Origin of the sequence: Fluviicola taffensis DSM 16823 (assembly GCF_943372375.1) — a bacterium.
In the GTDB taxonomy this organism is placed as follows: domain Bacteria; phylum Bacteroidota; class Bacteroidia; order Flavobacteriales_D; family Crocinitomicaceae; genus Fluviicola; species Fluviicola taffensis_A.
The window spans coordinates 48,349-62,344 of the sequence record NZ_CALRYJ010000006.1; the positions used below are offsets into that span (position 1 = coordinate 48,349).

Genomic DNA, 13,996 nt, shown 5'->3' on the forward strand with positions numbered 1-13,996 from the left:
ATAACTTCTCAATTTTGTCTGAAATTGAAATTATGAAGAAAATAGTTATTCTAGGGCTGATTTTGTTAAGCAATTTAGCCTTCGTACACAGTCAAAACCTACTCACTGATTTAAGACCTGGATTGGATGGTTCTGAACCTGATTTTGGGAATGCTTTTCAAAAAAACAATGAACTCTATTTTGCAGCAACTCCGGACGGAATCACCAGAAGATTGTATAAAACAGACGGAACATCAGGAAACACGGTCTTACTGGAGGGAGGAAGCAATATGTATGTGAATCTGATCCTGGGTTTTCTGGGAGATGATCTCTTGTACATAGCAGGTGATTATTTTAACGGAGGTTCATTCGGACTTTACAAAACAAACGGTGCACCCGGAGCAGGGGAGTTGGTTGCAGAATATCACCAGGGCAACGATTTGTTTGTTGCTTATCCGATGACCATTACAATGAACAATGTACTGTATTTCCTGGGAAACGATGGGGTAACAGGTTTTGAATTGTGGAGAACAGATGGAACAAATGCCGGAACTTATTTAGTAAAGGATATCAATCCGGGAATTGAATCCTGTTTATTGATAACATCAGAGAAACAGTATTTTGCAGAGCTAAACGGTTTTATTTATTTCGGAGCTGCCGAACCTGTGAACGGTGCAGAGTTGTGGAAATCCGATGGGACAGAGTCAGGAACAACCCTGGTAGCCAATATCGATACTTCCGAAGCAATTGTTCCGAACTTAGGAAGTAATCCGGGCTATTTTTGTACGTACAATAACGAAGTGTATTTTTCAGCCTACAGACCAGTTGATGGAAGAGAATTGTGGAAAACGGATGGAACGGAAGCCGGAACAGTATTGGTGAAAGATCTGGCTGCAGGCAGTGGTTCTCCTTCAAATATGATCGAATACAACGGATTGCTTTATTTTTCAGCATTTTACCCAAGTCAAAATTACACCTTGTACAAATCCAATGGAACAAATGCAGGAACAGTGGCTGTAGAACCTCCGGGTAGCGGCGGTCCGGTTATTTCATTAGACGATCCGTTCGTAATATTCAAAGGTAAACTCTTTTTTGCAGCGAATGATGGTCTTAATGGACAAGGATTTTCATCCATTTGGTATTCCGATGGAACTGCAGCAGGAACATCACCTCAAGCAGATGTCCCGGCAGCATACAATTCCCACCCCATGAACTTGCTGGCAACCACCAATTATTTGTATTACACCGCATACAATGATGTGAGTGGCAATATGAATGATGGAGTTTATCGGACGACTGATTTACCTAACCAAAATACGTTACTCACAGCTACCACATTTGATGCATATGAGTTTCAACCGTTGCGTTTGGTAAATGGATGTTTATTGGTTCGTGGCGATAATAACGGAGCCACAGGGGAAGAAATTTATACCGTGTGCAATCAGAATACGCAAACAGTTGGTTTGGAAGAAACGGCTTTACTAGATTTGACTGTTTTCCCAAACCCTTGCACAGATCAGTTTACTATGCAAACCTCCTCTGATCTGAATGATATTTACGAATTGTCTTTGCAGAATTTATCCGGCAGGTCAATGATTTTGAATTATTCACTTTCCAGTCAAAACTCATTATTAATAAGTGAATTGCCTGATCTTTCTTCCGGAGTATATATTCTTTCCGTCAAAACCAAAAACGGGGAAAGCAAACAGGTGAAATTAATGATTGAGTAACTGAATACCTGCGAACCGGTCAGAACAATCTGACCGGTTTACTGAAATTTATCGGATCTAGGATAAAAGAAAACAATCATGAAGAACATAACATTATTATTAGCATTAGCGTGTTCGTCACTGCTATTCGGTCAGGAAACACTTTTAGAAAGGCAGGCTGCTAAAACAAAAGAAAAAATCAAGCAGCGAGCAGAAAACAGAGTGGAACAAGGGATTGATAAAACACTCGACAAAACCGAAGAAGAAATCGAAAGCGGGATCAAGGACGGGCAGAAGAAAAAAACAGAAAAGGATTCACAATCGGAGACACCCGTTTCTCCCGAAGGGAAATTAGAAACGAATCAAGAGGGGGCAGCAGCAGCAAATGCTAAGTCAGGTTCTAAAGGAAGTGATAATCCGGAGTTCAAAGTCTATTCGAAGTTTGATTTTATTTCAGGTGAGAAGGTATTGGGTTACGATGATTTTACCGGGGTTCCGGTGGGGGATTTTCCGCTCGAATGGAATACCAACAGCTCCGCCGAAGTCATCAGGATAGACCAAAATGAGCAGCGTTGGCTTATGCTTACTACTGATGGTTATTTGCAGCCTGATTTTATTTCCAATATGCCTGAAAATTTCACTATTGAATTTGATGTTCTGACAAGGTACAAGAGTTCCAATATACTGGCTTACGGTTTTGATATTTACAGTACCGACAATCCCAATAGAGATTTGTCAGAAAAATATCTGACGCAGGGAAGTTTTCAGTTTACCTGGTCCGGCTGTCTTGAAAATGCAGCTTATGTTATTTACGATGGGGGAGAAGAAATGACTAAGAATGAGGGACTGATCGTCCCGCCACTAAAATGCCCGGAGGATGGAAATATGCCTGCAAAAGTACATTTTTCTATATGGCGGCAAAAAACACGTTTGCGTATTTATGCGGATGGTCTGAAGATCATTGACCTTCCGCGAGCATTTAGCCCGACACGAAAGTACAACGCGTTTAAGATAGGATCGCATTATATGAATTTTGCTACTGCAGAGGATAAAGATCTGTTTATGATTTCCAACGTAAGGTATGCGGAAGGCGGGCAGGACATGCGAAGCAAACTGCTTACAGAAGGGAAATTGGTAACCAAAGGGATTTTGTTCGCATCAAACTCGGATCAGTTAAAACCGGAATCTTATGGAGTACTGAAAGAGATTGCAACGGTGTTAAACGAAAATCCGGCTGTACGGTTGAAGATTGTAGGGCATACTGATTCGGACGGGGAAGAGTCTGCCAATGTCGAATTGTCCAAAAAACGAGCTCTTGCGGTAAAGCAAGCGTTGATCAGTGAATTTAAAATCGAAGCCTCCAGGATGGAAACAGATGGAAAAGGAGAAAGTGAACCAACGGATTCAAATACAACGCCTGCTGGAAAAGCCAATAATCGCCGGGTAGAATTTCTGAAATTGTAGAAAATCCACCTCGATTTTCCTATTTTTACCGAAAATCAATCGGAAATGAAAAACATCTTACTACTGGCTTTAATGATCTGCATTTCATCTCTTGCTTTCTCTCAAAAGAAAAAAGTGGAAATTGAAGGCGATACGATTAAAGTAAACGGAGCTGCTTATGCACTGATTTTTAGAAAAACTCCTGCCACACCGGTCTATACGATCAAATCGCTGGACGGAACTCCTTTGATGAACTGGCAGTTTCAGGATTTTAACGACCCACGTGAAGTGAGTAATTCCAATTCAAAAGGGCGTGTGACTTATTTTCAAGTTACTTTCTATAACGACAAACAACAATGTGAGATCAATCCTAGTATGGCGACCTATAAAAGTGTGGCAAAATGTATCGTGGACAATGAATTGATCAAAGACGGAACGATTGACCAGGAAGCAGAGAATAATTTTGTGCTGATAAACGGAAAGAAATTTTCGGAACAACAGCAGTCATCCGGAGGCGGTTCTACGATCATAATCAATAACAATCGTTAGGAAGAACCAAAACGTATTTAAAGAGCCATTCTTTCATTCGGGAGAATGGTTTTTTGTTTGCTGAAAAGTTAAAAAAAAGTCCGGTTGGTGTCTTTTTTACAAGGAATTTGATCTAAGTTTGTTTTAAAAAAAGTATGAATACTCGTGTTGTTGATTTTCGCTCAGATACAGTGACTAAACCTTCCAAAGAAATGCTCGAAGCCATGTTTCAGGCTGCTGTTGGAGATGATGTGTATGGAGAAGACCCAACAGTGAACGAGTTGCAAGAATATGCAGCACAACTTTTTGGGATGGAAGCAGCGTTATTTTGCGCAAGTGGAACCCAAACGAATCAGATTGCTATTAATGTCCATGTGAAACCGGGGGGAGAAGTGATTTGCCACGAAGAAAGTCATGTATACAAATACGAAGGAGGAGGAATTGCAAAGAATTCAGGCGCTTCTGTTCGATTATTGCAAGGAAACAGAGGAAGATTAACGGCAACTGAAATTGAAAAATGGATTATGCCGGATGATATTCATTTTCCTGTTACCCAACTGATTTCTTTGGAAGATACTTCGAATCGTGGTGGAGGAGCAGTTTACAATTTCGAAGATATTGAAGCGATTGCACGTTTGGCAAAATCTAAAAATATTCCACTTCACTTGGACGGAGCACGTGTTTTTAATGCTTTGGCAGTAAATGGAATTGATTTCAAAAGATATGCTGCTCAATTTGATTCCATTTCAATTTGTCTTTCAAAAGGATTGGGAGCTCCGGTGGGTTCATTGTTACTTGGAAAAAAAGACTTTATTCATCAAGCCAGAAGAGTGCGTAAAGTGATGGGTGGGGGAATGCGTCAGGCTGGATTTTTAGCTGCAGCAGGTTTATTTGCCTTAAAAAACAATGTGAATCGCTTAACGGAAGATCATGCAAAAGCAAAACAACTGGAAGATGCTTTTTTGAAATGTGATTGGGTTGAAAGCAGTTTGTCGGTTGAAACAAATATTTTAGTTGTAATTTTGAAGGAGGAAGCAAAACGGGATCTGTACATTCAAAAACTAGGTGAGTGTGGTGTGAAAGTTTCTGCATTTGGTCCTGGAATGATTCGTTTGGTGACACATTTGGATGTTTCGCAAAGCGATGTAGATTATATGATAGAACAACTGGATAAGATATGAAACTATTCACATTAGCTGTACTTGCATTTCTGATTACATCAGTTGTTTCCTGTTCGGATAACGAAAAAGAAACGGTTTCATTAGAAGATATCTCGCATACTTCAGATAAATTTGACAAGATCGATGATAAGAAGGAGATTCCGGAAATAAAAGATGAAAAACCGAAAAAAGGGTATTTTCTCATTGCTTTTGATTCCATTTACAAAGATGCTTCCTGGTTTAAGTTGGACAGTTTGCTCTTTCCGGATCGTTTCGGACCTTCCAAAATGGAGAAATGGTATTTGCTGAATGAAAAGGATAGTATTGTCGCATTGCACTATGAATTCAAGGATAGTTTAAGAACGAAAAATGCATTTTTCAACTGGCTGGATTGCTATGGACCAACATGTACCTCGTATCAGGTCGGTTCGCAATTCAAGAAACAAAGTAGGAATTCGTTGTTTTTGGTAGGAGAGAATCAATTGGTTTATTTGGAAGCGAAATCACCGATTGCGTTGGATAAGCTGATTGGAATCCTGAATGAAGAAAAAGAAGATCAGAATTGGATGTATGTGTTGGAAATTCCCGGGAAGAAGAAAACGCGTTGGTCTTCGATGAAAGAAGGAGAATTAAAAGAGTTAAAAAGATTTTAGAGCCAAGACTTATAGAGTCAAGAGTCAAGAAAGATGAATTTGGTCTTGCCTCTTGCCTCACAATGTCTTGACTCCCATTAAAGAAAAATATGAAAGTAGTAAACAGAGGATACATTTACGTAGAGCCGAAACAACCATTTTGTGATTGGGCAAAAGAACACGATGCCGATTTTGATTTTGATGAATCGGATGATTTGGAAGGGAACCTGTATTTGATAGAGGAAGACTTCTTCGAATACGAACCATTGATCGAATCTCACTTCAAGAAAATCATGAAGAATGAATGTATGGCAGTGGTGGATTCTGAGGATGAATACCCGAAACCCACTTTGGAAATGTTCCAGGAATGGTTCACTATTCGAGTTGGGTCAAGTGTGTTCGATACACAAAAAACGGATTTGGAAAGTGACAAGTTATAATTCACGTTTTACCGATTGGTGAAATCAATTCACCGATTTTGATCCTTATTTTCTGGTTTTTCAATCTAATTTAGCATCGTAATTAATTGTTATGAAGTATTTACTATTGCTTATAAGTTTGGTTCCAATCTATTTGATCGCTCAAACTTCGATTGAAGGGACAGTATTGAATCAAAGTGGAAAACCGGTTCCAATGGCTACTATTTTTGTTAAAGGAACAACCGATGGCGCGCAATCGAATGAAAAAGGTCTTTATAAATTGACGACCACCACTACTGGAAAACAAACACTTGTTATTCGTGGAGAAGAATTGGAAGAGCAAACGATTGAAGTCAATCTGACAGGAGCTCCGCTCGTTCAGAACATCAAGGTACGTCAATCAAGAGCAATTGAAGAAGTTGTTATTTCCGCAGGAACGATGTCTGCATCGAATGACCGTTCAGTTGCCATTTTGGATCCCTTGGATATTGTAACCACTGCCGGTGGACAAGGCGATATTGCCGGGGCAATTCAAACCTTACCCGGTGTTCAACGAAACGGAGGAGATCAGACCGGTTTGATGGTTCGTGGAGGAGATGTAAGTGAAACATCCTTCATCATTGATGGACTGGTTGCTCAGAATGCATTTGGAAGTTCCGTTCCGGGAGTTGCACAACGGACACGATTCAATCCGTTTCAATTCAAAGGGACCGCTTTCAGTACCGGAGGTTACACCGCACGCTACGGACAGGCATTATCTTCCGTTTTGGATTTGAGTACCTTGGATTTACCCGATCAGACCAATATCAATATCGGGGGAAACTTTGCAGGAATTTTTCTGGGTGGTTCGAAATTGATGGAGAATAGTGCGGTTGAGTTTACCGGATATTATCAGAACCTATCCCCTTTTTTGGCACTTGCAAAAGCAAATGTGAAATTCTATGAAGCTCCTCAGGGATTCGGTTTTTCGGGCAGATATGTTGCGAAAACATCTACGAGAGGAATGTTCAAGACAACGTTTAATCAAACATATAACAGTTCCGGTCTGGAGATTCCAAATCCCGGAGTTGCCGGAGCAACCATGAAATTCGGGTTGAAGAATCAGAATACCTATGTCAATACCACATTTAAGAATTTTATCAATGATAAATGGTTGTATTATACCGGATTTTCATTGAGCAACAATGACGATGACATCACTTGGGATACACTTGTTTCCACCAGAAATGATAAACGGGTTCAAGGAAGAGGAGAATTGGTTTATACACCCGGAAATCGCTTCAAAATGGTGATTGGGACAGAATTGCAGCATTTTCAGTATAAACAAACATTTGATACCTTGACCGGTCAGTTCACGGAGATGTTGAGTGCAGGTTATGTAGAAGCGGATATCATTCCATTCAGAAACTTTGCAATCAAACCGGGCGTTCGGGCTGAATATTCGAAATTGTTGGCGAAGGGAAATATTTCCCCGCGTTTGGCAATGGCCATCAAGACCAGTAAGACCAGTCAGATTTCATTGGCCTCGGGATATTTCTACCAATTGGCTTCGCAAAACTACCTGATGCAAGGATACAGACCGAATTTCCAGGAAGCATTGCATTTGATGGCAAATTATCAGATTATCGCCAAGAACCGGATTTTCCGATTGGAAGGATATTACAAATCCTATGCTCAACTTGTAAGAGAACAAGGAGTCGCTTACACACCAAATGCTTTCCGATTCAATTATGGAATGGTGGATAACAGCGGTTCGGGTTACGCTCAGGGAATTGATGTTTTCTGGAGAGATAAGAAAAGCATTAAAAATTTTGATTACTGGATTTCATATAGTTACATCGATACCAAAAGATTGTATCAAAATTATGTCAGCAAAGTAACACCGGATTATGTTTCCGATCACAACTTGAATGTGGTCATGAAATATTTCTCCACCAAATTGCAAACTAGTTTCTCCATGACGTACAGTTATGCAAGTGGAAGACCGTATTACAATCCGACCAACACGCGCTTCCTGGGAGACCGTTCACCGGATTACCACAATCTGGCTTTCACAGCTGCATATTTAACAACGATTAAAAAGATTTTCACAGTCTTTTATATTAGCTTAGATAATATTACCAATCAGCACAATGTGTTGGGATACAGATACAGTTACGATGGTAGCCAAAGATATGATGTGAAACCTCCGTTTTATTTTAATGTATTCTTCGGATTTAACATGTCATTGAAAGAATTCAATAAGGACGAAATTTAATTATAGACTATGAAACAAGTAATCTTATCAGTGGTTTTGGCATTTACACTACAAGCAAATGCCCAGGATGAAATCAAAAAGGAATTGGAGCCTATTTGTGCAACCTTTGACTCGACTGCCACCTTGGAAGGTTGGAAGGCAAAATCAGATCAGTTGGCTTTGGTGAAAGGAAAGTATCCGGAAAATTGGATGCCTGCTTATTACTATGCATATTCGTGTATTCAGATGTCGTATTTCGAGCCTACTTTAGCAATCAAGGATGCCTTGGTGGATAATGCAGAAGAGCAACTTGGGAAGATCGAAGCTTGTCCGTTAACAGATGAAATCCATATCATGAAAGCGATGATTGCAAATGCGCGTATCGGAGCAGATCCGGAAAATCGCTGGCAGAAATACGGAAAGATCTTTGATGAGAACCTGAAATCGGCAAAAGCCCTGAATGAGAACAATCCGCATATCTATTTGCTAAAAGGGATTTCGACTTTCTACACACCTAAAATGTTTGGTGGAGGAGCAAAAAACGCGAAAACCTATTTTGATAAAGCAAAAGTGAAATACGATCTGATCACCTATACGGATGTGGATAAACCATTTTGGTGGGGAAGAAATACATGTAATTACTTTTTCGGTGAAATTGATAAGGAATTGAATAAATAAAGGCATAAAACACAGTAGGGACGTGATGCTTCTCGTCCCTACATGTTTTTATGCATTCTCTATTAACTTGGAATTATAATACTGAATTTCCGAACTGACCTCCTTTTCAATCCAATTCGGAAGCTCGAATGTTTCCTCTTCGGATTCCAACTCTACCTCTGCAATGATCAATCCCTCCAACTTGCCATGAAAAATATCGATTTCCCATTTCTTTTCACCGACAATTAATTCATAGCGCTCTTTTTCCAGAACCTTCGGGCAGAAATTGGCTAGTAATTGATTGGCATCTTCAAAAGGGATTTCATACTCAAATTCATCTCTTGAAATACCGATTGATTTTCCCTTAATGGTCAAATATCCCTTTTCACCTTTTGTTCGGACGCGAACAGTCTTGCCATCCAAATCGGCAATGTATCCCTGTCTTATTTTTTTTGATTGAAGGTATTTGATGACATCCATGATGTGCTCACTTACCAGGTATTTCCGCTCAATTTCTTTCATTTTTATAGACTTAAGACAAAAGACATGAGACGAAAGACGAAAGACTTTACCTGTATCGATGTCTTACGTCTTTAGTCTCATGTCTATAGTCTACTAATTTACTACACATTTCGGAAAAAGGCATAATTTCCCTACTTGAATTGACGGATAGACATGTGTCTATTTGCCTAGTATTGATAGGGCTTTCAGCAATACATCGAAGGAAGAAGCCTGTCTATTCGTAATTTGGCTATCTTCGCATAATGCAGGTGATTCTGACATTTGATTACGAATTGTTCTTCGGGACCGATACTGGAAGCGTTCAAAAATGCATGATTGAACCAAGTAACCGATTGTTAGCGATAGCAAGAAAACATCAAATCCCCCTTGTTTTCTTTGTTGATATAGGTTTTCTGATCAAACTCCAGGAATATAAAGAACAATATCCGACCCTGAATGCTGATTTTGAGCAAATAACGACTCAGTTAAAGGAAATGCAGGAGCTGAATTGCGAAATCCAATTGCATATTCATCCTCATTGGGAAAAATCTTTCTACGACGGACAAAAATGGGTTATAGTGACCGACGGGTGTTATAAACTTTCTGATTTTCCGGATGCGGAAGCGGAATCGATCGTGCGAAAATACCATCACTTTTTAAGTGGTCTCACCAAGAATAAAATAACCACTTATCGCGCTGGAGGTTGGTGTATTCAGCCTTTCAGTCAAGTTGAAAAAGTTTTTCAGGAACTCGAAATAACAAAGGATTCGACCGTATTTCCCGGAGGTAAGTTCGAATCGGAACATTACCAGTTTGATTTCACCAAGGTTTCACCATTTGGGAATCCGTATCGGTTTCAATCGGATGTCACACAGGCTATTGAGAATGGTCATTTCCTGGAGGTCCCAATTTCATCCTGGGAATTTTCTCCACTGTTTTATTGGCGTTTGTATATCTTGGGAAGATTGAACCCCAGAGATCACAAGATGATTGGTGACGGTTCTTTTTTGGCTCAACCGGGAAGAAAAAAATCCGTTTTATTGAACAGGACATGGAATCATGTCAGTTCGGACGGATATTATGCATCGCAATTGATGAAGCAGGCAAAATACTATCATGCTAAAGACCTGCAGGCCTTCGTGGTGATAGGTCATCCAAAGGGAATGACAAATTATTCCTTGAGACAATTGGAATTATTCGTCTCAAATACAAAAAGGGAAGTTGAATTCATTAATTACGAGGCATGCAATTGATACAGGCAAATTCGGATGAAGTAAAGAAACAATGGGACAAATTGGTGTCATTGCATGGAGCTTCCGTGTTTTCAGAGTCGATTTATCTGGATGCAACTGCAGAAAACTGGGCTGTTCTTTATACGGATGATTTCAAATCGGGAATAGCCTGTCCGTTTGTGGTGAAAGGCGGAGTAAAAATCTTGGTTACACCCTTTTTCAACCGGTATATGGAATGGGTTGGTGATTTGATTCCGGAAGAAGAGATCATGGAGGCATTGAAAAAGGAATTTCCCGTTTCGGATCTTCAGATTGGAAGAGGATTCAGCTTGAATCAACAGATGTATCAGAAATTGGATCCGGGAAAATTGAAATTGAATCAACAGGCTAAAAGATCGTTGAATAAATCGACAGAATATACCGTTACAAGAGCAGAAGACATTTCATCCATGATGGAATTAGTGCGCAATGAATTATCGAATCGGATTCATGGGATCAATGAACAGACACTCCCAATCCTGGAAGACCTGGTGACCCGTTATCGAAGTCGGCGAATGGGACAGTTCAATTTGCACAAGGAAAACGTATGGCTTGGCGGGCTTTGGATTTTGGAAAACGATTCGACGGTTTTATATTTGAAAGGAACGACAACGGAGGAAGCAAAGAAATCCGGTGGGATGTATAAATTGATGTTGGCTGCGATCGAATATGCGCATTCAAAAGGGAAGGTATTCGATTTTGGAGGTTCCAATGTGGAATCTGTCAGAAGGTTTAATTTGAATTTTGGTGCAGAAGATAGTGTATATTCGCGATTAAGCTGGAACAACGCTCCGTTTTGGTGGAAAATTGTAAAATTGATACGAGATAAATGGATAAAAAAGTAATTCTGATTACCGGATCCACCGGTGGATTAGGTTCCGCTATGGTGAAACATTTTGAGAAGCAGGATGTGAGGTTGGCTTTACATACCTTTCAGCAAGATCCATTTGATGTGAACTGCGAGCATGCTTGGTTCAAAGCAGATTTGCGTGATGAAAATCAGGTTAAGAACCTCATTTCAAGTGTGCTTGCCAATTTCGGTAGAGTGGACGTATTGATCAATAATGCAGGAATTTCAAAAAACGGAATGAGCTGGAAGCTTTCTCCTGCAGATTTCAATGAGGTGATGGCAGTTAATCTGACAGCTCCTTTCTTGTTGTGTCATGGCTTGATTCCGGGTATGCGTACCAATGATTTTGGAAGGATTATCAATATTTCATCGGTTGTAGCACAAACCGGTGTTCCGGGAACAGTTGCTTATGCGGCAAGTAAAGCAGGGATTCTGGGGCTAACGAAAACCATTGCAAAGGAACTTGCTAATCAACCGATAACTTGTAATGCATTAGCCCTTGGTTATTTTGATCAGGGAATGATTTCGGAGGTTTCAGCTGAAATGCAATTGCATATTATTTCCCAGATACCAAAGCACCGTTTAGGAGGAGTGGAAACGATTCTGTCAACGATCGATTGGCTTTTAAAAGACGATTCGGATTATGTTACAGGTCAGACGATTTCTTTGAATGGCGGGTTGTTTACCTGATTTATTACCTTAAATTTGTAGTAAACAAATGAATAACGCAATCAACATGTTTCCTAAGAAAAATATGCCCCGATGGATAATAATTCTGTTTGATTTATTCATTTCGGCATTCTCATTGGCAATTGCTTATCTCATTCGTTTTGATATCAAGGCAGATAGTTCTCAGTGGAGATTTGAAATTGGAATTGTCAAGTACTCTATCATTGTTTTCTTTATCGTGCGGCTTATTGTTTTCTTTTCCTTTGGGATTCAGAAAGGGATTGTCCGACATACTTCAACCTCTGATTTTAAACGCTTATTTTTAGCAACCACTGCATCATCCTTCATTTTCATTCTCTTGGGAATCGTCCGATATAATTGGATTGATGGCTACTACCTTTTTCCCATCTCGATTCTGGTGATCGAATACGTTTTTTGTTTCTTTTTTCTTGCAGTTTCGCGATTTGTAGTGAAACTATTGTACCTGGAATCGGTGAAATCGAGCAGTGAACAGAAGTTTGTGCTTATTTACGGAGCAGGTATTTCAGGTCTGATTGCAAAACGGATCATTGAGAAAGATGTGCGAATCAATTTCAAGGTTTTTGGTTTTTTGGATGATAACAATCGCATTTCAGGAAATCGAATCGAAGGAGCGGAGGTTTTCCATACTTCCAAATTGGAAGAGATCCTGCAAAAAAATACCATTCATCAGGTGATTATTGCCATTCAGGATTTGGATCCTGAGCGGAGAAATGCCATCGTGGAAAAATGTATTGATGCAGGTGTGGAAGTGAAAAAAGTTCCCAGTCCGAAAAGTTGGATCAATGGTTCATTTACTGCAAAACAGATTGCTCAAGTCAATATTGAAGACCTTTTGGGAAGAAAACCGATCATCCTCAATCAGGAGAAATTGGCAGAGAACTTGAAGGATCAGGTGATTTTGATTACGGGAGCTGCAGGTTCTATCGGTTCGGGAATTGTTCGTCAGGTATTGGAATATAAACCAAAGTTGGTTGTCCTGTTGGATCAGGCAGAGTCTGCAATGTACGATCTGGAATTTGAACTCAAGCAGTTAAAGGATATTCCACCGTTCGAAATAGTCATTGGAGATATTTGCAATGAAGAGCGAATGGAGCTCCTGTTTGATACATTCAAGCCCTCCTGGATTTTTCATGCTGCGGCCTACAAACATGTGCCGATGATGGAGATGAATCCGTCAGAAGCAGTTAGAAACAACGTGAAAGGAACCAAGATCCTGGTTGACCTGTCGAATAAAAAATCAGTTCACAAGTTTGTCATGATTTCCACCGATAAAGCGGTGAATCCGACAAATGTGATGGGGGCAAGCAAGCGGATTGCTGAAATCATCGCGCAAGCTGCAAATCAGGGAAAAACACAGTTCATTACCACCCGATTTGGAAATGTTTTGGGATCGAATGGTTCTGTAATTCCATTATTCAGGAGACAAATCGAACAGGGAGGACCGATTACCGTAACAGATGAACGTATCACGCGTTATTTCATGACGATTCCGGAGGCTTGTCAATTGGTTTTGGAAGCTGGAATCATGGGAAGCGGCGGAGAGATCTACGTGTTCGATATGGGGAAATCCGTGCGAATTGTTGATTTGGCAAAAAAGATGATCCAATTATCCGGATTGGAACTTGGAAAAGATATTGAAATTCGGTTTTCCGGGTTGAGACCGGGAGAAAAATTGTTCGAAGAGCTTTTGAATGATGCGGAGAATGTTCAGGAAACACATCATCCGAAAATTTTGATCGCATCCGAGCGGAAAGTAGACGGAAAGACCTATGCAACAATCACGAATCTGCTGGAAGTGATTGGGAAAGTGGATAATCTTTCGTTGGTTCAATTAATGAAAGAAGTTGTTCCGGAATTTATTTCGAACAACTCTGAATATAGTGTGTTAGATAAAAAATAA

Annotated in this window: 13 protein-coding genes; 12 read left to right on the forward strand and 1 reads right to left on the reverse strand. The window is 40.0% G+C overall.

What is annotated here, in order from left to right; all coding sequences use genetic code 11:
• Positions 1-32: 32 nt before the first annotated feature.
• From AAG807_RS10360 to AAG807_RS10395, 8 genes are all read left to right on the forward strand, one after another.
• Positions 33-1,709: a T9SS type A sorting domain-containing protein gene (locus AAG807_RS10360; protein WP_341903313.1), complete on the forward strand. Its 1,677-nt coding sequence runs from the start codon at positions 33-35 to the stop codon at positions 1,707-1,709.
• A gap of 78 nt (positions 1,710-1,787) precedes the next feature.
• A complete protein-coding gene (locus AAG807_RS10365; RefSeq protein ID WP_341903314.1) occupies positions 1,788-3,152 on the forward strand; it encodes an OmpA family protein in 1,365 nt (454 codons plus the stop codon).
• 45 nt (positions 3,153-3,197) lie between these two features.
• Positions 3,198-3,680, forward strand: coding sequence for a hypothetical protein (locus AAG807_RS10370; RefSeq protein WP_341903317.1), 483 nt, complete (start codon positions 3,198-3,200; stop codon positions 3,678-3,680).
• A 134-nt stretch (positions 3,681-3,814) separates the two neighbouring features.
• Positions 3,815-4,840, forward strand: a complete 1,026-nt coding sequence (gene ltaE / locus AAG807_RS10375; RefSeq protein WP_341903320.1) for a low-specificity L-threonine aldolase — start codon at positions 3,815-3,817, stop codon at positions 4,838-4,840.
• Positions 4,837-5,472: a hypothetical protein gene (locus AAG807_RS10380; protein WP_341903323.1), complete on the forward strand. Its 636-nt coding sequence runs from the start codon at positions 4,837-4,839 to the stop codon at positions 5,470-5,472. The genes ltaE and AAG807_RS10380 overlap by 4 nt, the downstream gene beginning before the upstream one ends.
• An 89-nt stretch (positions 5,473-5,561) precedes the next feature.
• On the forward strand, positions 5,562-5,891 hold the full coding sequence (locus AAG807_RS10385; RefSeq protein WP_341903326.1) for a hypothetical protein: 330 nt from the start codon (positions 5,562-5,564) through the stop codon (positions 5,889-5,891).
• A 91-nt stretch (positions 5,892-5,982) separates the two neighbouring features.
• Positions 5,983-8,127: a carboxypeptidase-like regulatory domain-containing protein gene (locus tag AAG807_RS10390; RefSeq protein ID WP_341903328.1), complete on the forward strand. Its 2,145-nt coding sequence runs from the start codon at positions 5,983-5,985 to the stop codon at positions 8,125-8,127.
• 9 nt (positions 8,128-8,136) lie between these two features.
• The gene (locus AAG807_RS10395; protein WP_341903329.1) at positions 8,137-8,784 is read left to right on the forward strand and encodes a hypothetical protein; all 648 of its coding nucleotides are present in this window, start codon (positions 8,137-8,139) and stop codon (positions 8,782-8,784) included.
• Between the two features lie 48 nt (positions 8,785-8,832).
• Here AAG807_RS10395 and AAG807_RS10400 read toward each other — a convergent pair whose 3' ends face one another.
• On the reverse strand, positions 8,833-9,285 hold the full coding sequence (locus tag AAG807_RS10400) for a CYTH domain-containing protein (protein ID WP_341903333.1): 453 nt from the start codon (positions 9,283-9,285) through the stop codon (positions 8,833-8,835).
• 242 nt (positions 9,286-9,527) lie between these two features.
• Between AAG807_RS10400 and AAG807_RS10405 the strand changes: the two genes are divergently transcribed.
• The 4 genes from AAG807_RS10405 to AAG807_RS10420 all read left to right on the forward strand — a co-directional run bounded on the left by AAG807_RS10405 (position 9,528) and on the right by AAG807_RS10420 (position 13,996).
• Positions 9,528-10,517, forward strand: a complete 990-nt coding sequence (locus tag AAG807_RS10405; protein WP_341903336.1) for a hypothetical protein — start codon at positions 9,528-9,530, stop codon at positions 10,515-10,517.
• Positions 10,508-11,380, forward strand: coding sequence for a GNAT family N-acetyltransferase (locus AAG807_RS10410; RefSeq protein WP_341903338.1), 873 nt, complete (start codon positions 10,508-10,510; stop codon positions 11,378-11,380). The genes AAG807_RS10405 and AAG807_RS10410 overlap by 10 nt, the downstream gene beginning before the upstream one ends.
• Positions 11,365-12,075 (forward strand): SDR family NAD(P)-dependent oxidoreductase, encoded by a 711-nt coding sequence (locus tag AAG807_RS10415; protein WP_341903341.1) that lies wholly within the window; start codon positions 11,365-11,367, stop codon positions 12,073-12,075. Before AAG807_RS10410 ends, AAG807_RS10415 begins: the two co-directional genes overlap by 16 nt.
• Before the next feature lie 64 nt (positions 12,076-12,139).
• Complete coding sequence (locus AAG807_RS10420) at positions 12,140-13,996, forward strand: nucleoside-diphosphate sugar epimerase/dehydratase (protein WP_341903344.1); 1,857 nt, start codon at positions 12,140-12,142, stop codon at positions 13,994-13,996.